The following is a 22,398-nucleotide window of genomic DNA, read 5'->3' on the forward strand; positions in this document are numbered from 1 at the left end:
CACATAGAAGGAGACTCACCGTGGCTGATAACGCAATACTGGGCTCAGACGCCTACTCTCCGGCGGAGATTCAAGACAAGGTCGAAAAGCTTGGAGTCAAGAAGGCGCGTATGCCCTTCCTGCCCGAGTTCATGCTGTCGATCATCGCCGGCGGCTCGATCGGCCTCGGCGGCATGTTCTTCGTGATCGTGCTCGCCGATGCGTCGCTCGGCTTTGCCATCCAGCGGGTGCTCGGCGGCGTGGTGTTCTCGCTCGGCCTCGCACTGGTGATGATCGGTGGTGCCGAACTGTTCACCGGCAATTGCCTGATCGTAATGGCGTGGTGGAACGGTCAGATCCGAACCGGCGAAGTGATCAAGAACTGGATCGTGGTCTGGGTCGGCAACCTGGTCGGCGCGCTCGGCTTGGTGTTCCTGCTGTACATGGCGCATTTCGCCGATCTCAATAACGGCGGCACCGGCACCGCGATGCTCAAGCTCGCGATCGGCAAGATGTCGCCCGACGCGATCACCATCTTCTTCAAGGGCATTCTGTGCAACCTGTTGGTCTGCCTCGGCGTTTGGCTCGCCTACGCCAGCCGCTCGGTCGCCGACAAGATGGCCGGCATGGTGCTGCCGGTGGCTTGCTTCGTCGCCGCCGGCTTCGAGCACTGCGTCGCCAACATGTTCTTCCTGCCGATGGCCTGGTTGCTGGCCGAGACGGGTCATGTTCCCGCCGGCATGGATGTCTCGGTGATCACGATGTTCAACATCATGCACAACATCATTCCCGCAACGCTCGGCAATATCGTCGGCGGCGCCGGCTTTGTCGGGCTGATCTACTGGGCGATCTACCGCAAAGGTCTCGGTGGCTTGACGCCGCTGCCGGCGGCGCCTGCCAAGCAGGTCGCGCCCTCCAAGCGCTCGGTTCCGGCCGAGTAATCCAGCTACGACCGTCCGTGGCCGATCGCATCGGCCACGGACGGATACTTACGATGAAGATGTAATGCTCCCGAGGAATGTCCCATGTCCGTCGGTCATGAAGTTACTGCTCACGGCACGCTGATCGACCCGCACGGTCGCCACATCGACCGGCTGCGGGTCTCGGTGACCGATCGTTGCAATTTCCGCTGCAGCTATTGCCTGGGCGCGCATCCGAAGTTCGCGCCGCGCGCCGAGCTGCTGACGCTCGACGAACTCGACCGGCTGTGTTCGGCGTTCGTCGCCTGCGGCGTGCGTCGCATCCGCCTCACCGGCGGCGAACCGCTGGTCCGGCGCAACCTTTTGTCCTTCGTGCGCGCGCTGTCGCGGCACCTCGCCTCGGGCGCGCTCGACGAAATCACCATGACCACCAACGGCGCGCTGCTCGGTCGCTATGCCGCCGAGCTCGCCGATGCCGGGCTCTCCCGCATCAACGTCTCGGTCGACACGCTCGATCCGAAGGATTTCAAATCGATCACGCTTGGCGGCGACGTCGACGTGGTGCTCGCCGGCATCGAGGCGGCGCGCGCCGCCGGTCTGCCGGTGAAGCTCAACACCGTGGTGCAGGCCGGCGTCAACGAAACCGCGATTCCGGCGCTGATCGAATACGCCCACGCCCGCGCCATGGATCTGACGCTGATCGAAGTGATGCCGATGGGGCTGTTCGCCGGAAAACGGCCGCCGTCCTTCGTGTCGCTGAAGAAGATCCGCGCCGACCTCGAGCAGCGCTTCACGCTGACCGATCTGCTCGACCGCTCCTCCGGCCCCGCGCGCTACGTGCGGGTGGCGGAAACCGGCGGCCGCGTCGGCTTCATCACCCCGATGAGCCGCGGTTTTTGTGAAACGTGCAACCGGGTCCGCATCACCTCAACCGGGCAGCTGGTGCCGTGCCTCGGCCATGTCGAAGGCCTCGATCTGCGCGCGGCGCTGCGCGGCAGCGAGAGCGAGGGGCCGCTGATCGACGCGATTCACGCCGCGGTCGCCCACAAGCCGGTCGGCCACGATTTCGCTACCCCGCGCTGCGCGCCGGTCGCGGTCGAGCGCAGCATGAACGTAACGGGCGGCTGATGATGCCCGACGCGCTGCAGCCCGGTGTCGTTCGTATCACCGCCGACGTGTCGGACGGCCGGGTGGTGGCGCGCACCGTGTTCAGCGATCGGCCGCGCGGCCTTGCGGCGGCGATCGCCCGGCAGCCGCCGGTGGCGATCCCCGATCTGACGCGCCGGCTGTTCGCGCTGTGCGGCACCTCGCATTGGCTCGCCGCGATCAACGCGCTGGCGATGGCGGGCGCGGCGCTCGAGGCGCCGTCACCCAGCGCCGCGGTACGCATGCTGGCGGCCGAGCGCGTCGTCGCGCATCTGCAAGCGACGTTCATGGATTGGGGCAGCCGCGTGCAGCTGATCGGTGCGGAGGCCGCGGCGCTATCGTCGGCGCTGACCGCGGCGCGCGGCTCGCAGATCGACGGCGGCGCGTTGTTGGAAGCCGTCACCACGCTCGGCATGGCGACGCGGGACCGCCACGCTGCTGCCGGCTCCTGGGTCGAGCGGCTGCTGTTCGCCGCCGGCGACGATCCGATCGAGCAGCCGACCTTCGACGTTCTCACCGGACACGACGACGAGCAAGTGCTGGCCGCGCTCGACGATCAGGAAGAAGCCTTCACCGCGGCGCCGTGGCTGCCGGGGCGGCGCCCGGAAACCGGACCTGCGGCGCGCGCCGCGCTACGTGGTCTGCGCGCGGCGTCGCCTGCCGAACGGCTGTGCGCGCGGCTCGCCGAGGTCGCCGAGGCGGCGGATCTGATCGCAGGCACGCTGCTGCCCGATCCGAGCGAATGGCTGTCGACCGCGCGACTCGGCCCCGGCGTTGCATTTTGCGCGATCGAAACGCCGCGCGGCCGGCTGCATCATCTGGTGCGGCTCGATGCGCAGGCTCGCGTGCAGCGCTATCTGATCCTGGCGCCGACCGAATGGAACTTCGCCGCCGACGGCCCGTTCGCCGCCGCACTTCAGCATTTTCGCATCGCCGAGGACGACACCGCGCAATCGGCGATCGGGCGACTGGCGTCGCTCTACAATCCTTGCGTCGGTTGCGCCATCACGGTGCGCGATCCGATGGATCGACCCGCCTCGCATCAGCGCGGGATTTCGACTGATGTAGTCCGTGGCGCGCCGTAACGGCACGACGCGCGGGAGGTCGCTATGTTGCAGGATTCGACGATCGCGTTTCCGTCTCCGGCTACGCTCCACACCGCGAGCGAGATCGCGGTGCAGCCGCTCGGCCGCGGCAAGACCACCGCGATGGTCGCCGAGGAGGTGCCGGTCGGAGTGCTGTACAGCGGCATCCCGCACGCCGTGATGATGGCATCGCCGGCCGATCTCGAGGATTTCGCGATCGGTTTTTCGGTGACCGAGGGCATCATCAAGTCCGCCTCGGAGGTGCGCGAAATCACCACGCAGCAGACCTGCGACGGCGTCGAGCTCAATCTGGTGCTGGCGCCGGAGCGGTTCCAGGCGTTTCTGTCGCGACGGCGGACCCGCAACCTGCGCGGTCACACCAGTTGCGGCCTGTGCGGCGTCGAGGACGTCGCCGATACCCGCGCCGACACGCCGCAGGCCCCCGCGGGACAAAGCTTCACGCAGGACGCGATCCGCCGCGCCTTGGCAGCGCTCGGCGGCCACCAGCAGTTGCACCGGCTGACCCGCGCTGCGCATGCCGCGGCCTGGGTTTCCTGCGAGGGTGATATCCTGTTGGTGCGCGAGGACGTCGGCCGGCACAACGCGCTCGATAAGTTGATCGGCGCGGCGATGCGGCAGGGCACCGATCTCGCCGCCGGCTTCTGCCTGATCACCAGCCGCTGTTCTTATGAGATGGTGCAAAAAGCGTTGATGGCGTCGATGCCGGCCATCGTCGCGATCTCTGCGCCGACCGGGCTCGCTGTGCGAACGGCGGAGGCCGCGGGCCTCACGCTGGTGGCGCTGGCGCGCGACGATGCACAGAACGTTTACGCCGCCGCGCATCGGATCGACGACCATTAGCGGGATTCCCCGCTAATCTTTCTGCTTCTTGATTTGGATCAAGTCTAAAGGCGATGTTCAAGTATTCGTACGAGCATCGTTGTTGCTAGAGATCGCGGTTATGGACGTGCCCGGACTTCGAACGCACGTTGCGTCGACAAAATCTGCAACCCTTTTTTTCTGTGCCTCATCCGACCGATCGCGACGCTGCGGATGATCAGGGAATTATTTACGCCATCGACCGAACATCGCCATGTGCATCGCTATCCCGTGTAAAGTTGTGGCCGTCGTCGACTTCGCGCAGATGCAAGTCGCCGTGATGTCAGAAGGCGGCGAGCAGGAGATCGTCTCCGCCGCCTTGCTGGTGACGCCGCAGCAGCCGCTCGGCGAACTGGTGGGAACCTACGTGCTGATCCACGCCGGCTTCGCACTCTCGGTGATCGACGAGGCCGAGGCGCGATCGCGACAGCAGGTGTTCGCCGCGATGCGCGGCGGCAGCGGCGCGATCGATCTCGACGATTTCTATGCATCCACCACTCGGGATGTCGCGGCAGTGCCTGGGCTCGAGGTTGCGATCCGTCCGCTGCCCGATGCCACCTCGTGATGGAGCGGTGGGGTCCTTTGTAGCATGTACGAGAAGTTCGAATATCTGCTGGCGCTGGGACGCGAAAAGCACTTCGGCCGCGCCGCCCAAGTCTGCGGTGTGTCGCAGCCGAACCTGTCCGCTGCGATCAAGCAACTCGAACTGCAATTCGGCGTGATCCTGGTCGATCGCGGTGCGCGCTTCATGGGATTCACCGCCGAAGGCGAGCGGGTGCTGGATTGGGCGCGCAGCATCGTCGGCGATTTTCGCGCGATGACCGCCGAAATCGAATCGATGAAGCAGGGCTACGCGGGGCATCTGCGGATCGCCGCGATCCCGACCTCGCTGCCGATTCTGTCGCGGCTGACCACGGCCTATTGGGAGCGGCATCCCGGCGTGCATATCTCGATCTCGTCGTGCAATTCGGCGGAGATCCTGGCGCGGCTGGAGAATCTGGAAACCGATATCGGCATCACCTATTTCGATCAGGAATCGGTCGGCCGCAACGCCGAGGTGCCGCTGTATCACGAGCGCTACTGCCTGATCGGGCCGCACGACCTGCAGCTGATGGACCGGCCGACCGTGACCTGGGAAGAAGTGGCGACGCTGCCACTGTGCCTTCCCGCAGCCGATATGCAGAACCGCCGGATTTACGACCGCATCTTCAAGGAAGTCGGCGTCACGGTTCATCCGGTGATGGAAACCAACGATTTCATGGTGCGCATCGCGCATCTGCGCACCGGACGGCTGGCGACGGTGATGCCGCGGATCAAGGCGGAAGGCTGGTCGCTGCCGCCGGAGCTGGCGTCGATCCCGATCGTCGCGCCCGAAGTCAGCGCGCTGGTCGGCCTGCTCTATCCCAAGCGCGATCCAATCCCGCCGTTGACCGCGTCGCTCATTCATGAGGCCCGCCAGCTCGTTCCGGTGCTGACCGCCATGGCCTGAGGGGCCGTCGAAATTAATCGATGCCCGGCGATTGCCTGGCGAAACGGAGAGACGCGATGTGTACGACATGCGGATGCGGCGGAACCGAAGCGACCATCGAGGGTGTCGATGCCCACGGGCATTCGCATGCTCATCCGCATGATCACGATCACGATCACGCGCACGATCACGATCACCCCCACGATCACGATCATCCGCAAGATCATAGTCACGATCACGATCGTGATCACGGCCACGCCCATGATCACGCACACGGCGGGCAGCATCATGATCACCACCATCATCACGACCATGCGGTGGCTGTCGAGCCGGCGCCCGCTGCCGGCGTAACCTCGCGGACCATCGTGCTGGAGCGCGACATTCTCGCCGAGAACGACCGCCTGGCGGCCCGCAACCGCGCCCGCTTCGCCGATGCCGGCGTGCTGGCGCTGAACCTGGTGTCGAGCCCCGGCTCCGGCAAGACCACGCTGTTGACGCGCACCATCGCGGCGCTCGCCGGCACGGTGCCGGTCGCCGTCATCGAGGGCGATCAGCAGACCAGCAACGACGCCGATCGGATTCGCGAAGCCGGCGCGCCCGCGGTGCAGATCAACACCGGCAAGGGCTGTCATCTCGACGCGCATATGGTGGGCCACGCCTGCGATCAGCTCGAGCTTGCCCGCGGCGGCGTGCTGTTCATCGAGAACGTCGGCAATCTGGTCTGTCCGGCGGCGTTCGATCTCGGCGAAGCCGCCAAGGTGGCGATCGTCTCGGTCACCGAAGGCGACGACAAGCCGCTGAAGTATCCCGACATGTTCGCCGCCGCGCGGCTGGTGCTGGTGAACAAGATCGACCTGCTGCCTTACGTCGATTCCGACATCGCGGTGCTGACCGCCAACGCCCGGCGGGTCAATCCCGCGGTCGAGGTGATGGTGCTGTCGGCGCGCAGCGGCGAAGGCATGGACGCCTGGATTAGTTGGTTGAAATCGCGGCTGGCAACATAGGATCAACGCTCATGTGCCTCGGCATTCCCGTCCAAATCAAATCCATCACCGATCCCGACAAGATGCTGGCGCTCGCCGAGGTCAAGGGCGTGCGTCGCGAGATCAACGTCACGCTGGTCAGCGAGCCTGCTGAGCCGCTCGAGGCGCTGATCGGGCGCTGGGTGCTGCTGCATGTCGGGTTCGCGGTGTCGCGGATCGACGAAGACGAGGCGCGGATCACGCTCGAACTACTCGCCGAAACCGGCGCGGTGGAAGAAGAGCTCGCCGCGATGGTGCCGCAATGACCACGGCAACGCCGAAGAACTACGCCGACGAATACCGCGATCCGGCGCATGCCCGCGCCGAGCTGGCGCGGATCGCCAGGCTCGCCGCCACGCTCGGCGCCACCCGCGACAAGCCGATCTCGATCATGGAGATCTGCGGCGGCCACACCCACACCATCTTTCGCCACGGCCTCGATCGCCTGATCGATCAGGGCATCGAATTCGTGCACGGGCCGGGCTGTCCGGTCTGCGTGCTGCCGCAGGCGCGGATCGACGAGTGCATCGAGATCGCCAGCCGGCCCGGCGTGGTGCTGGCGACGTTCGGCGACGCCATGCGGGTGCCCGGCACGAAGGGCTCGCTGCTCGTCGCCAAGGCCAAAGGCGCCGACGTGCGCATCGTCTATTCGCCGCTCGACGCCTTGGCGCTGGCGCGCAAGATGCCGGAGCGCGAAGTGGTGTTCTTCGCGCTCGGCTTCGAGACCACGATGCCGGCCACCGCGCTGACGCTGCTGCAGGCGGAGCGCGAGGGCATCAAGAACTTCTCGCTGTTCTGCAATCACATCACGGTGCCACAGCCGCTGCGCGTGCTGCTGCAGGACCCGATGATGCAGATCCACGGCTTCGTCGGGCCCGGCCATGTCAGCATGGTGATCGGGCTCGAACCTTATGAGTTCATCGCCGAGCAGTTCCGCCGCCCGCTGGTGGTCGCGGGCTTCGAGCCGGTCGATCTGTTGCAGTCGGTGGCGATGGTGCTGACGCAACTGGTCGAAGGACGCGCCGAGATCGAAAATCAATATGCCCGCGTGGTGCGCAAGGCCGGCAATCCGCAGGCCTTGGCGGCGATCGACGCGGTGTTCGAGCCGCGCGCCAGCTTCGAGTGGCGCGGGCTCGGCGAGATCGAATGGTCGGGCATGAAAATTCGCGGACGCTACGCGGCGTTCGACGCCGAACAGAAATTCGGCGTCGGCTATGGCGGCACCCGGGCGGCGACGGCGCCTGAGCTCGCCGATTGCCGCTGCGGCGAAGTGGTGAAGGGCGCGATGAAGCCGCCGGATTGTCCGCTGTTCGGCACGGTGTGCCGGCCGGAGACCCCGGTCGGCGCGCTGATGGTGTCGTCGGAAGGTTCTTGCGCGGCGTATTGGCAATATGCCGGGCGGCGCGTCGCCACGGCGGAGGCTTCGGTATGAGCAAGTTGATCGGAAGCGTCGTCACGCTGGCGCATGGCGGCGGCGGCAAGGCGATGCGCGACCTGGTCGCCGAAATATTCCTGCCGGCGTTCGACAATCCAATTCTGGGCGTGATGGAAGACCAGGCGCGGCTCGAGCTCGGCGCGCTGTCGGTGCCGGGCGCAAGGCTCGCTTTCACCACCGACGGCTTCGTGGTGCGGCCGCTGGAATTTCCCGGCGGCGACATCGGCAAGCTCGCGGTCTGCGGCACGGTGAACGATCTCGCGGTCGGCGGCGCCACGCCGTTGTGGCTGTCCTGCGCGGTGGTGATCGAAGAAGGCTTTGAATTCGAGAAGCTGCGCCGCATCGTGGCGTCGATGCGGGCTTCAGCCGCCGAGGCCGGCGTGCTGATCGTCACCGGCGACACCAAGGTGGTGGAGCGCGGCGCCGCCGACGGATTGTTCATCACCACCGCGGGCGTCGGGGTGTTTCCACCCTGGCGCAATCTCGCCGCGGTGAATGTGCGGCCGGGTGACGTCGTGCTGGTCAATGGCCCGATCGGCGATCACGGCGCCGCGGTGATGGCCGCGCGCGGCGACCTCGCGCTGGAAACCGAACTGATCAGCGATTGCCGGCCGCTGAACGGTTTGATGAATGCGCTGCTCGACGCCGCACCGGGGACGCGTTGCGCGCGCGATGCGACGCGCGGCGGCGTCGCCGCGGTGTTGAACGAGATCGCCGCGGCCGCCAAGATCGGCGTCGCGATCGACGAGGCGAAGATTCCGGTGCGGCCCGAAGTCGACGGCGTCTGCGAGATTTTGGGCCTCGATCCCTTGTATCTCGCCAATGAAGGCACCCTGGTCGCGGTGGTGCCGGCAGACCAAGCCGACGCCGCGCTGGCGGCGTGGCGCGCCTGCGCCGGCGGCGCAGAATCCTGCGCGATCGGCGAGATCACCGCGGGTCCCTCCGGCGACGTGGTGATGCGCACGCGATTCGGCAGCGAGCGGCTGGTCGATCTGATGATCGGCGATCAATTGCCGAGGATTTGCTGAACGGTTCTCGTCAGCGATCCTGCGAGTTCAATCTCCCGCGATATGTCGACGTGCCCCGGACGCGGCGCAGCGCGCCGCACTTGCGGCGTGGTGCGCTGCAGAGCCGGGGCCGTTACGGAACGCAGCGCTTGGAACGGTCCCGGCTCGCACAGCAGCGTGAAGAACGCTGCCGCGCGTCCGGGACACGGCCTCATTGCTTTGACAACGCGGCGCCAGCCGAACGCGCTACGCCAGAGCCCGCGCCGCGGCGATGATCGCTTGGCCGAACGCCAGCCCGCCGTCATTGGCGGGGATTTGTGCCGGCGACAGCACCGGCAGCGAACTTGCAGTGAGACGGGTGAGGCAGGCCTGAAGTAACAAGCCATTCTGGAATACGCCGCCGCCGAGCGCGATGGCCTGCGCGTCGTTGGCCTTAGCGATTCTGAGTGCCGCGTCACAAAATGCTTCGGCGAGCCCGAAGTGAAACCGGGCCGCGATGTCGGCGATCGGCACGCCGTCGCGGAGATCTTCCAACAAAGCGCGCCACATCGGCGCCGGATCGATGCTCCAGGGCAACGTTGCGGTGTCGACGCTGAACGGATAGCAACGCGTATCAACGCTGTTGCTGGCCAGCGCTTCCAGCGCCATCGCGGCTTCGCCCTCGAAGCTGAGCTGTGCCGGCGAAAGCGCAAGTGCGGCAGCGACCGCGTCGAACAGCCGCCCGCAGGACGACGACAGCGGCGAATTGAGGCCGCGCGCCATCGCCTGCCGCAGCACGCCGAGTTGTTGCCCGGCGAGGATCGCGCCGCCCGGCAGTGTAGGCATATACGCAGCGGTGCCGTCGATGCCGAACGCCGCATCGAGCTGCGCCAACAGATTGCGCCACGGCTGCGTCACCGCGCGTGCGCCGCCGGGTAGCGGCACCGGCTTGAGCCGCGCCATCCGGGTAAAATCCATGTAGTCGCACAGCAAAATCTCGCCGCCCCACACCGTGCCGTCGCGGCCATAGCCGATGCCGTCGAGCGCGATGCCGACTACGCGGCCGCAGTCGCGCGGCCACGCCCGCTCCGCCATCGCGGCGGCGATATGCGCGTGATGATGCTGCACGCGGGCGAGCGGCAGATCGCGCTCGGCGGCGGCCTGTTCGGCCCAGGCGGAGCTGCGATAGGCCGGATGCAGATCGGCCGCGAGCAGGGCAGGGCGATGGTCGAACAGCTGCGCGTAGTCGTCGATGGCGCGGACGAATTCGCGATAGGTCAGGGGCTCTTCGAGGTCGCCGAGGTGATGCGACAGCAGCGCCTCGTTGTTGCGCGTGAGGCAAATCGCGGCTTTCATCTCGCCGCCGAGCGCCAGAACCGGCGGCGCGCTCGCAAAGCCCGGCGGCAGGCGTCGCGGCGCCGGCGCGTAGCCGCGGGCGTGGCGTAGCAAACGCGGCTCGCCGCTGACCACGCGCGCCACCGAATCGTCGAGCCGCCGCGCGATCCGCCGGTCGTGCATCAGAAAAGAATCGGCGAAGCCGCCGAGCTTGCGCTGCGCGTCGGCGTTGTCGATCACCTGCGGTTCGCCGGAGACGTTGCCGCTGGTCATCACCAGCGCGCCGCCGAACTCGCCCAGCAGCAGGTGATGCAGCGGCGTGGTCGGCAGCATGAAGCCGAGCAGCGCCTGGTTCGGCGCCACCGCGGCGGCAAGACCCTCGCGGTTGAGCCACTCGAGTAGTACGATCGGCGCCGCCGGACTCGCCAGCAGCGCGGCCTCGCACGGATCGACGCGGCAAAACTTGCGGATGTTCGCGAGATCCGGCGCCATCAGCGCGAACGGTTTCGCCGGGCGGCGTTTTCGTGCGCGAAGCGCTTCGACTGCCGCCCCGTTGCCGGCGTCACACGCCAGATGAAAGCCGCCGAGACCTTTCAGCGCCAGGATTTGTCCCTGCCGCAACGCCTCGACCGCGGCGGCGAGCGGATCGTCGCTCGCGACGCGCACGCCGTCGGGGTTCTCGATCCACAGTCGGGGGCCGCACTCCGGGCAGGCGATCGGCTGGGCGTGGAAGCGGCGATCCACCGGCGACTCGTATTCGCCGCGGCACGGCGCGCACAGCGGAAAGTCGCGCATCGTGGTGTTGGGGCGATCATAAGGGATCGCGTCGATGATCGAGAACCGCGGCCCGCAGGCGGTGCAGCTCGCGAAGGCGTAGCGATAGCGCCGCTCGCCAGGCGTGTCGATTTCACTCTCGCAGGCCGCACAGATCCGCGCATCCGGCACCACGCCGGCGGTGTGGCGGCCGCCGTGCTCGGCCGGCGAGGCGGCGATCGCAAAGGTGACGAGGCCCGACGGCGCGCTCCACAGCGCCCGCTCGATCGACGCGACATGGGCCAGTGCGGGCGGCTCGTCGCGGATCGCCGTGACCAGCGCGTCGATCGCGGCGGCTTGCCCGGCGACATGAATCAGCACGCCTTCGCTATCGTTATGCACCGATCCCGCAAGTTGCAGGCGCTGCGCCAGCGCGTGCACGAAGGGGCGAAAGCCGACGCCCTGCACCAGGCCGCGGACGCGGATGCATTCAGCCGCGCGCAGCGGCGCATCGCGTTCGCCGCGCTCCATGGTCATTTCGGCCGGAACGCGGCGATCACCGAGGCGTCGGTTTCGATCCGGCCGGCGCCCATCAGGTCGAGACAATACGGCACCGCGGCGAACACCGCGTCGAGACACACCGCGATCGAGGCCGGCTTGCCGGGCATGTTGATGATCAGCGTCTTGCCGCGCGACCCGGCGAGCTGCCGCGACAGGATCGCGGTCGGCACGTGCTGCAGGCTGGCGAGCCGCATCGCTTCGCCGAAGCCGGGCATCAGCCGTTCGATCACCGCCTCGGTGGCTTCCGGGGTGCAATCGCGCGGCGACGGGCCGGTGCCGCCGGTGGTGAGCAGCAGATCGACCTTGTCGACGTCGCACATCGCGATCAGCGCCTCGCGCACGCTGTCGACGCCGTCCGGAATCACCCGGCCGACCGCCTCCCACGGGCTGGTGATGGCGCGGCTGAGCCAGGCGACCACCGCCGGGCCGCCGAGGTCCTCATATTCGCCGCGCGCGGCGCGGTCGGAGACGGTCAGAATGCCGATGCGCACCATGCGCCAATTCCCATGCTGGAGTTGTCCGCCGCCGAACGCCGACGGCCTCCGGCGACCCTAGCACGGCGGTTTTGCCGGGCGGCAGCGAATGTTGGTTGCGACCGCGTCGCTGCGGCTCAGCGATGAGATTCGCGATGCTGTAGCCGGCGATGCCGAAGCTTTGGCCGATGGCGGGCGGCCACAACCTGCCGTCGCGGCCGCGCCGTCGTTACACCACACAGGCTTCAACGCGGTGATCTCTCCGCCGCGACATTAGCGGCGGTCATCATCATCCGAATTGCCGGGGTGGCGGCGATCGGCGCCATGATATGTTGCCGGCAACGCAGGGGAACCGGAATGAGTTGGTACGTCGAGGCGATCGTTATCGGAATCATTCTGCCGTGGATCATCATGACCTATCGGCTGATCGCGGCGTTTCGCCGAGGCGTCGGCGCCGGCGTGGTGAAATGGCTGACCTATTGCGCGATCAGCGTGCCGGCGATGCTGCTGATCATGTGGGCCATCCAGTTCACGCGATAACGCAAAAGCCCGTCCGCGATAGCGCGAGGGTCAGACGCGATTTGGCCTGACGTAGCAATCGGTGGGAGCAGCGTCGATCGGCGTGGCGGCCGCGGCCGGCTGCAACTCGGCGCGACGCGGCGTGCGGTCGGCGGAGGCCTCCGGCGAGCCCTGCTTTCTTCCGCCTTCGATAATCACGAAGTTGCGTTGCGGCCGCGCCATCCGCTCCGATTCGCGCGGCTGCGAGGCTGGCGCGGGGCCTGGCGTGATCGCGGGCCTCTCGTCGGCCGGGTGTGGCGCGGCATCGCTCGGGATTTCCGCGTTGGCCGGCTCGATGCGCGCCAGCATCGCGCGACCGGCGTCGGTGAGCCGCCAACCCTCGGCGTCGCGAAGCACCAGCTGTTGGCCGAAGATGTCGAGACCGGGGGCGCGCGCCAGCATGCGCTTCATCCGGTCGGTCCAGTCGGTGCCGCTGGCGCCGAGAATCGCAAGGTCGGCCTTGAGCATGTCCACGGTGGCGCAGCCGCTGGGATAGCTCGACAAAACTTTCAAGATGGCCACTTGCAACGACACGCTACGCCCCGACTCAGCAAGAATCACAAATTCCGGCCAACGCCATTATCTCCCGAGAACGACGGGTGTCTAGGAAAGCGCCAGTTATCCCCAACTTCGGCGTGGGCGACGCGGGCTGCGGAGTAGAAGGATACGGTCGGCGCGCCTTCAGCCGGGCGCGCCGACCAGGCGACCTTCGCGGAAGAACCAGCGCCCGCGATGTTTGCGAAACTGCGAGCGCTCGTGATGCTTCTGCTCGGCGCCGTCGCCCTGCCGAAACCAGGCGATGAATTCGACCTCGCCGCGACTGCCCTGCTGCGAGCTGCTCAGGATATCGAGGCCGGTGAAGATCGAGCCGTCCATCCAGGCGCGGTTGGCGTCGTGATCGAGTTCGTCGCGCACCTGCGGGTCGGTGGTGTCGACGATATAATCGAAGTCCTTGCGCACATAGGCCGCGTAGCGCGACCGCATCAGGGCTTCGGGCGTGGCGGCCGCGGTGGTGCGGGCAAGCAGCGGCCCGCAACATTGATCGAACGGCTCGTCGGCGCAGCAGACGCATTTCATCGGGCGAACCTCGGTCTTCAGTAACGGCGACAGGCTAGCAACGCCAGCGCGGGAGCCAAGGCCGCAATAAGGCGGGCGCCGCGGTTCCATCGCCGCGGTTGTCGCCCGGCTTCGGCCGCTTCGCCGCCGGCCTTTATAAGATTCCTATAAGTCCGCTGCCGCGGTCGCCTCGAAAACCTATGCGGCCAGGCGCACCTGATGACTCGGGCCGGGGTCTCATCCGGCCGAGGATCACCGCGCAACGGAGCATCTCATGCTGGACATTCTCATGCTGGGCCTCGGGCTCGGATTTTTCGCGCTGTCGGTCGGCTACGCCTACGGCTGCGACCGGCTTTGAGGAGCACACCCATGACATTCGATCTCACACTCGCCGGCATCGTGACAGTCGGGCTGTTGATCTACCTGACCTACGCCTTGCTGCGGCCTGAGCGTTTCTGAAGGGCTTACTATCATGACAATCATCGGCTGGATTCAAATTGCATTGTATTGCGTCATCGTGGTCGCGCTGGTCAAGCCGCTCGGCTGGTACATGACGCGCGTCTTCACCGGCGAGTGGACGCCGCTGTCGCCGGTGCTGCGGCCGGTCGAGGCGGGGCTGTATTGGCTCGGCGGCGTCGATCCCAAGCGCGAGCAGCATTGGCTCACCTACACGGTGGCGATGCTGCTGTTCCACGTCGGCGGCTTTCTCATTCTCTACGGCGTGCTGCGGCTGCAGGCGATGTTGCCGTTCAATCCGCAGGAGCAGTCGGCGGTGGCGCCGGATCTGTCGTTCAACACCGCGATCAGCTTCCTCACCAACACCAATTGGCAGAACTACGGCGGCGAGAGCACGCTGTCCTATCTGTCGCAGATGCTCGGCCTGACGCACCAGAACTTCCTGTCGGCGGCGACCGGCATCGCCTTGGCGGTGGCGCTGATCCGCGGCTTCGCGCGCTCCTCGATGCGCACCATCGGCAATTTCTGGGTCGACGTCACCCGCTGCACGCTCTACGTGCTGCTGCCGATCTGCATCGTCTACGCGCTGTTCCTGGTGTCGCAGGGCATGCCGCAGACGCTGAGTGCTTATGTCGACGCCACCACGCTGGAAGGCGCCAAGCAAAGCATCGCGGTCGGCCCGGTGGCCTCGCAGGTCGCGATCAAGATGCTCGGCACCAATGGCGGCGGCTTCTTCAACGCCAACGCGTCGCACCCGTTCGAGAACCCGACCGCGCTGTCGAATTTCGTGCAGATGCTGTCGATCTTCGCGCTCGGCGCCGGCCTCACCAACGTGTTCGGCCGCATGGTCGGCAATCAGCGCCAGGGTTGGGCGATCCTCGGCGTGATGGGCGTGCTGTTCATCGCCGGCGTGGCGATCACCTATTGGGCCGAGGCCAACGGCACCACCGGCCTCAACGCGCTGGGGCTCGCCGGCGGCAATATGGAAGGCAAGGAAGTCCGCTTCGGCATCGTCGCCTCCAGCCTGTTCGCGGTGATCACCACGGCCGCGTCGTGCGGCGCGGTCAATGCCATGCACGACTCGTTCACCGCGCTCGGCGGCATGATCCCGCTGATCAACATGCAGCTCGGCGAGATCATCGTCGGCGGCGTCGGCGCCGGGCTCTACGGCATGCTGCTGTTCGTGGTGCTGGCGATCTTCGTCGCAGGCTTAATGGTCGGCCGCACCCCGGAATATGTCGGCAAGAAGATCGAGGCTCGCGAGGTCAAGATGGCGATGCTGGCGATCCTGGTGCTGCCGTTGATGTATCTCGGCTGGACCGCGGTCGCGGTGGTGCTGCCGCAGGCTGTGGCGTCGATCGCCAATCCCGGCCCGCACGGCTTCAGCGAGGTGCTGTACGCCTTCACCTCGGCGACGGGCAACAACGGCTCGGCGTTCGGCGGGCTCACCGGCAACACGCTGTTCTACAATCTGACGCTCGCGACCTCGATGTTCGTCGGCCGCTTCTTCATGATCGTGCCGGCGATGGCGCTGGCCGGATCGCTGGCGGCGAAGAAATCGATCCCGGCCTCGGCCGGCACGCTGCCGACCACCGGCGGGCTGTTCATCGGCCTGGTCGTCGGCGTCATCCTGATCATCGGCGGTCTCACCTTCTTCCCGGCGCTGGCGCTCGGCCCGATCGTCGAGCACCTCGCGATGACCGCCAACACCCTGTTCTGATCGACCACATTCGGAGTGACCTCAATGGATAAAGTCAAAACCAGGAAGCGGGCCAGCCGCTCGGCGATGTTCGATCCATCGATCGTGCTGCCGGCGGCCGGTCAGGCTTTCGTCAAGCTCGATCCGCGGCTGATGATCAAGAACCCGGTGATGTTCGTGGTCGAAGTGGTCGCGGCGCTGACCACGGTGATCTTCGCCAAGAACGTTGTGCAGGGTGGCGCCGATCTCGGCTTCACCTTCCAGATCATCCTGTGGCTGTGGTTCACCGTGCTGTTCGCCAACTTCGCCGAAGCGGTCGCCGAAGGCCGCGGCAAGGCGCAGGCCGACACGTTGCGGCAGACCCGCTCCAACACCAAGGCCAAGCGGCTGTTGATCGAGGACAACTTCGAACTCTACGAAGGCGTCGCCGCCGACCAGCTCGAGCAGGGCGACCTGGTGCTGGTCGAAGCCGGCGATATCATTCCCGGCGACGGCGAAGTGATCCGCGGCGTGGCCTCGGTCAACGAGGCGGCGATCACCGGCGAATCCGCGCCGGTGATCCGGGAATCCGGCGGCGACCGTTCCGCGGTCACCGGCGGCACGCTGGTGATCTCGGATCGCATCGTGGTGCGGCTCACGGCGTCGAAGGGCACCTCGTTCCTCGACCGCATGATCAGCTTGATCGAAGGCGCGGCGCGGCAGAAGACGCCGAACGAGATCGCGCTGAACATTCTGCTGATCGGCCTCACCATCATCTTCATCTTCGCGACGGTGACGATCCCGAGCTACGCCGCCTATGCGGGCGGTTCGATCTCGGTAGTGGTGCTGGTGGCGCTGTTCGTCACGCTGATCCCGACCACGATCGGCGCGCTGTTGTCGGCGATCGGCATCGCCGGCATGGACCGGCTGGTGCGCTTCAACGTGCTGGCGATGAGCGGCCGCGCGGTGGAAGCCGCCGGCGACGTCGATACTTTGCTGCTCGACAAGACCGGCACCATCACGCTCGGCAATCGCGAGGCCACCGAATTTCGTCCGGTGCGCGGCGTCAGCGAACTGGAACTGGCCGACGCGGCGCAACTGGCCTCGCTTGCCGACGAGACGCCCGAAGGCCGCTCGATCGTGGTGCTGGCGAAGGAGAAGCACGGGCTGCGCAGCCGCGATATGGCCGAACTCAACGCCAGCTTCATTCCGTTCACCGCGCAAACCCGGATGAGCGGCGTCGATGCCGGCGCGTCGTGGGTGCGCAAGGGCGCGGTCGATGCGATCCTCAACCATGTCGACGGCGGCGGTCGCCCGCGTCAGCTGGCCTCGGGCAACGCGGCGCGCGCGGTGGCGGCGATGTCGGAGCCGGCGCGGGAGATCTTCGCGATCGCCGATGAGGTCGCCAAGGCCGGCGGTACGCCTTTGGCTGTGGCCAAGGATGGCCGGCTGCTCGGCGTCGTCCACCTGAAGGACATCGTCAAGGGCGGCATCCGCGAGCGCTTCGCCGAATTGCGGCGGATGGGCATTCGCACGGTGATGATCACCGGCGACAATCCGATGACCGCGGCGGCGATCGCCGCCGAAGCCGGCGTCGACGACTTCCTGGCGCAGGCGACGCCGGAGGACAAATTGAAGCTGATCCGCGACGAACAGGCCAAAGGCAAACTTGTGGCAATGTGCGGCGACGGCACCAACGACGCCCCGGCGCTCGCCCAAGCCGACGTCGGCGTGGCGATGAACACCGGGACGCAAGCCGCGCGCGAAGCCGGCAACATGGTCGACCTCGATTCCAACCCGACCAAGCTGATCGAGGTGGTGGAGATCGGCAAACAATTGCTGATGACCCGCGGCGCGCTGACCACGTTCTCGATCGCCAACGACGTGGCGAAGTACTTCGCCATCATCCCGGCGATCTTCCTCGCCTTCTACCCGCAGCTGCAGGCGCTCAACGTCATGCAGCTCGCCAGCCCGCAAAGCGCGATCCTGTCGGCGATCATCTTCAACGCGCTGATCATCATCGCGCTGATCCCGCTGGCGCTGAAGGGCGTCGCCTATCGGGCGATCGGCGCCGGCGCATTGCTCCGCCGCAACCTGCTGGTCTACGGGCTCGGCGGCCTGATTATCCCGTTCATCGGCATCAAGGCGATCGACCTCGCGGTCACCGCTTTGCACCTGGTTTGAGGAGACACGTCATGTTGAAAGAAATCCGTCCCGCCATCGTGCTGTTGCTCGCGCTGACGCTGCTCACCGGGCTCGCCTATCCGCTGGCGATGACTGCATTGGCCGGCGTGATCTTTCCGAAGCAGGCGCAAGGCAGCCTGATCGAGAAGGACGGCCAGGTGATCGGCTCGGCGCTGATCGGCCAGCAGTTCACCGAAGACAAGTATTTCCACGGCCGCCCCTCGGCGACCACGGCGGCCGACCCTGAAGATTCCAGCAAGACCGTGTCGGCGCCGTATAATGCGGTGAACTCCGCCGGCTCCAATCTCGGCCCGACCAACAAGGTGCTGATCGACCGCGTCACCGCGGACGTCGACAGGCTGAAGGCGGAAAATCCCTCCGCGCCGGTGCCGGTCGATCTGGTCACCACCTCGGCGAGCGGCCTCGACCCCGACATCTCGCCGGAGGCGGCGCTGTTCCAGGTGCCGCGCGTTGCGAAAGCGCGAGGCCTGTCCGAACAGCGGCTGCAGCAGCTGGTGCGCGATCACAGCCAAGGCCGGCTCGCCGGGCTGCTCGGCGAGCCGCGGGTCAACGTGCTGGCGCTCAACCTGGCGCTCGACGCGGCGAAGTAGCGAAGACTAGGCCGGTCGCCGGGCAGAGGCTATGATGTCGTATGGCCAATCACCGCCGCAACGCTGACCAACGACCCTCTCCGGAGGCGCTGCTCGAAACCGCGCGACGCGAGGACGAGCAGCGCGGCCGGCTGAAGATCTTCGTCGGCGCCGCCCCCGGCGTCGGCAAGACCTTCGAGATGCTGCAGAGCGCCCACGCCAAGCGCAAGGCCGGCGTCGACGTCGTGGTCGGCGTGGTCGAGACCCACGGCCGCGTCGAGACCGAGGCGCTGCTGGCCGGGCTCGAGGTGATCCCGCGGCGCCGGCTCGACTACAAGGATCACGTGCTCGACGAGATGGATCTCGACGCGGTGATCGCGCGCCGGCCGCAACTGGTGCTGGTCGACGAATTGGCGCACAGCAACGCGCCCGGCAGCCGCCACCCCAAGCGCTATCTCGACGTCGAGGAACTGCTCCGCCACGGCATCGACGTCTATACCGCGGTGAATATCCAGCACATCGAAAGCCTCAACGATGTGGTAGCGCAGATCACCCACGTCCGGGTGCGCGAGACCGTGCCGGATTCGATCTTCGACCGCGCCGACGCCATCGAACTGGTCGACCTCACCCCGGACGATCTGATCCAGCGGTTGCGCGAGGGCAAGGTCTATGTGCCGAAGCAGGCCGAGCGCGCGCTGGAGCACTACTTCTCGCCGGGCAATCTGACCGCGCTGCGCGAATTGGCGCTGCGGCGCACCGCCGAGCGGGTCGACGAGCAACTGCTCACCCATATGCAGGCCAACGCGATCTCCGGGCCATGGGCGGCCGGCGAACGGATCCTGGTCTGCATCAACGAGGACACCCGCTCCGCCGGGCTGGTGCGCTACACAAGGCGGCTGGCGGATCGGCTGCACGCGCCGTGGAGCGCGATCTGCGTCGAGACCAGGAGCGGCCAGCGGCTGACCGAGGTCGAGCGCGACCGGCTCGCCGACACCTTGCGGCTGGCGGAAACGCTGGGCGGCGAAGGGCTGACCATTCCGGGCAGCGGCCGCCGCGTCGCCGACGACGTCATCAGCTTCGCGCATAACAACAACGTCACCCACATCGTGGTCGGCAAGTCGACCCGGTCGCTGTGGTTCGAGATGCTGCGCGGCTCGGTGGTGCACGATCTGATCCGCCGCGCCGGCAATATCAGCGTCCACGTCATCGCCGGCGAGGAACTCGCCGCCGATCCGGTGGCGCCGAAGACCGTGAAGACGCTGGAGCGCAGCGACGCGTTCGACCCAAAGCCCTATCTGATGGCGGTGCTGGTGGTCGGCGCCGCGCTCGGCCTCGCCATCCTGATCGAACCCACGTTGGGCCTGGTCAATGTCGATCTGGTGTTTCTCACCGCGGTGGTCGGCGTCGCGGTGCGCTACGGCCTCGTTCCGTCGGTGCTGGCCAGTGTCAGCGCCTCGCTGTGCTACAACTTCTTCTTCCTGCCGCCGGTCTATACCTTCACCATCGCCGAGCCGATCAACATTGCGGCGTTCTTCTTCTTCATGCTGATCGCGCTGCTGGTGTCGAACCTCGCGGGCCGGGTGCGCACCCAGGCGGTGTCGGCGATCGGCCGGGTGCGCACCACGGAATCGCTCTACGCCTTCAGCCGCAAGCTCGCCGGCACCGCGGCGCTCGACGACGTGCTGTGGGCCACCGCGTATCAGGCGGCGCTGATGCTGCACGTCCGCGTGGTGCTGCTGTTGCCGGAGGACGGCCGCATCGTGGTGAAGACCGGCTATCCGCCGGAGGATCAGCTCGACGACGCCGACCTCGCCGCGGCAAATTGGGCGTGGGCCAACGATCGCTCGGCAGGCCGCGGCTCCGATACACTGCCCGGCGCCAAGCGGCTGTTCCTGCCGATGCGCACCGGCCGCGGTCCGATCGGCGTGATCGGCATCGACGACGACCGCAGCGGGCCGTTGCTGACGCCGGATCAGCGCCGGCTGCTCGACGCGCTGGTCGATCAGGGCGCGCTGGCGATCGAGCGGGTGCAATTGGTGGAAGACATGGACCGGGTGAAACGCTCCGCGGAATCCGATCGGCTGCGCCAGGCGTTGCTGACCTCGATCTCGCACGACCTCAAGACGCCGCTCGCAGCCGTGCTCGGCGCCGCCTCGACGCTGCGCGATCTGTCGCCGAAACTGTCGGATGCCGAGCGCGCCGACCTGCTCGGCAGCATCGTCGAGGAGGCCGAGCGGCTCAATCGCTTCATCGCCAATCTTCTCGACATGACGCGGCTCGAGGCCGGCGCCGTGGTGCCGAACGCCGCGCTGCACGACGTCGGCGAGGTGGTCGGCAGCGCGTTGCGCCGCGCCGCGACGATTCTCGCGCATCACAAGGTGGAGCTCGACATTGCGCCCGAGCTGCCGATGCTGCAGATCGACGCCGTGTTGTTCGAACAGGCGATCTTCAATCTGTTGGACAATGCCGCCAAATATGCCCCCGACGGCACAACGATCACAGTGAGGGCCGCGCGCCACGGCGACGCCGTGCTGTTGCAGGTGCTTGACGAGGGCGAAGGCATTCCGCCGGAGGATCTGGAAACCGTGTTCGACAAATTCTATCGGGTGCGCAAAACCGATCAGGTGCGCGCCGGCACCGGGCTCGGCCTCGCCATCTCGCGCGGCTTCATCGAGGCCATGCAGGGCACCATGGCGGCGGCCAACCGCAGCGACCGCAGCGGCGCGGTGCTGAGCATCCGGCTGCCGGTGCCGCCGCCGCGCGCAGCATTGGACACCGCGGCATGACCGGCGTTCCGATCAAGGTGCTGGTGATCGACGACGAGCCGCCGATCCGCAAATTGCTGCGGATGGGGCTCGGCACCCAGGGCTACGACATTCTCGAAGCCAGCAACGGCAAGATCGCGCTCGAATTACTGGCGCACCAGCCGGCCTTGATCATTCTCGATCTCGGCCTGCCGGACATTCAGGGCCACGAATTGCTGCGCATCATCCGCGCCCGCAACGCCCATGTCCCGGTCGTGGTGCTGTCGAGCCGCGGCGACGAGGCCGGCAAGGTGCAGGCGCTCGATCTCGGCGCCGACGACTATCTCACCAAGCCGTTCGGCATGGAGGAATTGCTGGCGCGGATGCGCGCAGCATTGCGCCATCAATTGCAGGTGCAGGGCGAACGCCCGGTGTTTCACGCAGGATCCCTCGCGGTCGATCTGGTGCGCCGGATCGTCAAGGTCGGCGACAAGGATGTGAAGCTATCGCCGAAGGAATACGAGCTGCTGCGGGTGCTGGTGCAGCACGCCGGCAAGGTTTTGACGCATCGTTTTTTGCTGAAGGAATTATGGGACGAACTCACCGACGCGCAATATCTGCGGGTCTATGTCCGGCAGCTGCGGCAGAAGATCGAACCCGATCCGGAGCGCCCGCAATTCCTGCTCACCGAGACCGGCATCGGCTATCGGCTGCGGGCACCGGATTAGTTTGGTTCGGGCATGACAGCTGTCGGTGGATCGGACGCCGGGAAATTGGTGGATCGGCGCGCCTGGAAATTCGTGGATCGGTGCGCCGGCAACATAACAAGCTGTCATTCCGGGGCGCGAGGGCGCCAGACCGAGCGAACCCGGAATCCAGTACTCACCGCCCTGGAATACTGGATTCCGGGTTCGCTCGCAGCTTCGCTGCTCGCGCCCCGGAATGAGTCATCCGTGAAGAACACATAAGTCGTTGAGCGAGAATCGGTTTTGTGCGGCTGCAAGTATAGATTTTTGCCGGTTTGGGCGGGTCTGACGCCGGTTTTCTGGCAAATTGATTTGGCGTTCTGATCGTGATTCCATCGCCCAGC

The 22,398-nt window shown here is 66.7% G+C and carries 21 protein-coding genes; 17 read left to right on the forward strand and 4 right to left on the reverse strand.

From position 1 onward, the window contains the following. Nucleotides 1-20 precede the first annotated feature (20 nt). The 10 genes from HNR60_RS04880 (at nt 21) to hypE (ending at nt 8,962) form a co-directional block, all read left to right on the forward strand. A complete protein-coding gene (locus tag HNR60_RS04880) occupies nt 21-920 on the forward strand; it encodes a formate/nitrite transporter family protein (protein ID WP_184254886.1) in 900 nt (299 codons plus the stop codon). A gap of 84 nt (nt 921-1,004) precedes the next feature. Further along, nucleotides 1,005-2,027 carry a GTP 3',8-cyclase MoaA gene (moaA, locus tag HNR60_RS04885; protein WP_184254888.1) on the forward strand — a complete coding sequence of 341 codons (1,023 nt, stop codon included), beginning with the start codon at nt 1,005-1,007 and terminating at the stop codon, nt 2,025-2,027. Further along, nucleotides 2,027-3,130, forward strand: coding sequence for a nickel-dependent hydrogenase large subunit (locus HNR60_RS04890; RefSeq protein ID WP_184254890.1), 1,104 nt, complete (start codon nt 2,027-2,029; stop codon nt 3,128-3,130). Before moaA ends, HNR60_RS04890 begins: the two co-directional genes overlap by 1 nt. Nucleotides 3,131-3,154: 24 nt before the next feature. Beyond that, entirely contained in the window at nt 3,155-3,991 is an 837-nt protein-coding gene (gene fdhD / locus HNR60_RS04895; protein ID WP_184254892.1) for a formate dehydrogenase accessory sulfurtransferase FdhD, read from the forward strand. Between the two features lie 232 nt (nt 3,992-4,223). Then, on the forward strand, nt 4,224-4,574 hold the full coding sequence (locus HNR60_RS04900) for a HypC/HybG/HupF family hydrogenase formation chaperone (protein WP_283810616.1): 351 nt from the start codon (nt 4,224-4,226) through the stop codon (nt 4,572-4,574). A gap of 24 nt (nt 4,575-4,598) precedes the next feature. Further along, the gene (locus tag HNR60_RS04905; protein ID WP_184254896.1) at nt 4,599-5,498 is read left to right on the forward strand and encodes a LysR family transcriptional regulator; all 900 of its coding nucleotides are present in this window, start codon (nt 4,599-4,601) and stop codon (nt 5,496-5,498) included. A 56-nt stretch (nt 5,499-5,554) separates the two neighbouring features. Next, nucleotides 5,555-6,481 (forward strand): hydrogenase nickel incorporation protein HypB, encoded by a 927-nt coding sequence (hypB, locus tag HNR60_RS04910; protein ID WP_184254898.1) that lies wholly within the window; start codon nt 5,555-5,557, stop codon nt 6,479-6,481. Between the two features lie 11 nt (nt 6,482-6,492). Beyond that, nucleotides 6,493-6,765 (forward strand): HypC/HybG/HupF family hydrogenase formation chaperone, encoded by a 273-nt coding sequence (locus HNR60_RS04915; protein WP_184254900.1) that lies wholly within the window; start codon nt 6,493-6,495, stop codon nt 6,763-6,765. Then, nucleotides 6,762-7,931 carry a hydrogenase formation protein HypD gene (gene hypD / locus HNR60_RS04920; RefSeq protein ID WP_184254902.1) on the forward strand — a complete coding sequence of 390 codons (1,170 nt, stop codon included), beginning with the start codon at nt 6,762-6,764 and terminating at the stop codon, nt 7,929-7,931. The genes HNR60_RS04915 and hypD overlap by 4 nt, the downstream gene beginning before the upstream one ends. Continuing rightward, entirely contained in the window at nt 7,928-8,962 is a 1,035-nt protein-coding gene (gene hypE, locus HNR60_RS04925; protein WP_184254904.1) for a hydrogenase expression/formation protein HypE, read from the forward strand. Before hypD ends, hypE begins: the two co-directional genes overlap by 4 nt. A gap of 225 nt (nt 8,963-9,187) precedes the next feature. Here the strand turns inward: hypE and hypF are convergent, their stop codons facing one another. Both hypF and mog read right to left on the reverse strand, forming a co-directional pair. Further along, nucleotides 9,188-11,545: a carbamoyltransferase HypF gene (gene hypF / locus HNR60_RS04930; RefSeq protein WP_184254906.1), complete on the reverse strand. Its 2,358-nt coding sequence runs from the start codon at nt 11,543-11,545 to the stop codon at nt 9,188-9,190. After that, a complete protein-coding gene (mog, locus tag HNR60_RS04935) occupies nt 11,542-12,060 on the reverse strand; it encodes a molybdopterin adenylyltransferase (RefSeq protein WP_184254945.1) in 519 nt (172 codons plus the stop codon). The genes hypF and mog overlap by 4 nt, the downstream gene beginning before the upstream one ends. A gap of 339 nt (nt 12,061-12,399) precedes the next feature. On the opposite strand from mog, the gene HNR60_RS04940 reads away from it, so the two are divergent. Beyond that, complete coding sequence (locus tag HNR60_RS04940) at nt 12,400-12,582, forward strand: hypothetical protein (RefSeq protein WP_184254908.1); 183 nt, start codon at nt 12,400-12,402, stop codon at nt 12,580-12,582. Between the two features lie 30 nt (nt 12,583-12,612). Here HNR60_RS04940 and HNR60_RS04945 read toward each other — a convergent pair whose 3' ends face one another. Then, nucleotides 12,613-13,113, reverse strand: coding sequence for a hypothetical protein (locus HNR60_RS04945; protein ID WP_184254910.1), 501 nt, complete (start codon nt 13,111-13,113; stop codon nt 12,613-12,615). 168 nt (nt 13,114-13,281) lie between these two features. Then, nucleotides 13,282-13,677 (reverse strand): YchJ family protein, encoded by a 396-nt coding sequence (locus HNR60_RS04950; RefSeq protein ID WP_184254912.1) that lies wholly within the window; start codon nt 13,675-13,677, stop codon nt 13,282-13,284. Between the two features lie 348 nt (nt 13,678-14,025). On the opposite strand from HNR60_RS04950, the gene HNR60_RS04955 reads away from it, so the two are divergent. The 6 genes from HNR60_RS04955 to HNR60_RS04980 are packed head-to-tail and all read left to right on the forward strand — an operon-like array spanning nt 14,026 to nt 22,036. Further along, on the forward strand, nt 14,026-14,115 hold the full coding sequence (locus tag HNR60_RS04955; RefSeq protein ID WP_080507376.1) for a K(+)-transporting ATPase subunit F: 90 nt from the start codon (nt 14,026-14,028) through the stop codon (nt 14,113-14,115). Between the two features lie 13 nt (nt 14,116-14,128). Further along, nucleotides 14,129-15,832: a potassium-transporting ATPase subunit KdpA gene (kdpA, locus tag HNR60_RS04960; RefSeq protein ID WP_184254914.1), complete on the forward strand. Its 1,704-nt coding sequence runs from the start codon at nt 14,129-14,131 to the stop codon at nt 15,830-15,832. A 24-nt stretch (nt 15,833-15,856) separates the two neighbouring features. Then, nucleotides 15,857-17,974 (forward strand): potassium-transporting ATPase subunit KdpB, encoded by a 2,118-nt coding sequence (gene kdpB, locus HNR60_RS04965; RefSeq protein WP_184254916.1) that lies wholly within the window; start codon nt 15,857-15,859, stop codon nt 17,972-17,974. A gap of 11 nt (nt 17,975-17,985) precedes the next feature. Then, nucleotides 17,986-18,585 carry a K(+)-transporting ATPase subunit C gene (locus HNR60_RS04970; protein ID WP_184254918.1) on the forward strand — a complete coding sequence of 200 codons (600 nt, stop codon included), beginning with the start codon at nt 17,986-17,988 and terminating at the stop codon, nt 18,583-18,585. 41 nt (nt 18,586-18,626) lie between these two features. Beyond that, nucleotides 18,627-21,350, forward strand: a complete 2,724-nt coding sequence (locus tag HNR60_RS04975; protein WP_184254920.1) for a sensor histidine kinase — start codon at nt 18,627-18,629, stop codon at nt 21,348-21,350. Continuing rightward, nucleotides 21,347-22,036, forward strand: a complete 690-nt coding sequence (locus tag HNR60_RS04980; RefSeq protein ID WP_184254922.1) for a response regulator transcription factor — start codon at nt 21,347-21,349, stop codon at nt 22,034-22,036. Before HNR60_RS04975 ends, HNR60_RS04980 begins: the two co-directional genes overlap by 4 nt. Nucleotides 22,037-22,398: the final 362 nt, after the last annotated feature.

The sequence above is a fragment of the Rhodopseudomonas rhenobacensis genome (assembly GCF_014203125.1).
Taxonomy (GTDB): domain Bacteria; phylum Pseudomonadota; class Alphaproteobacteria; order Rhizobiales; family Xanthobacteraceae; genus Rhodopseudomonas_A; species Rhodopseudomonas_A rhenobacensis.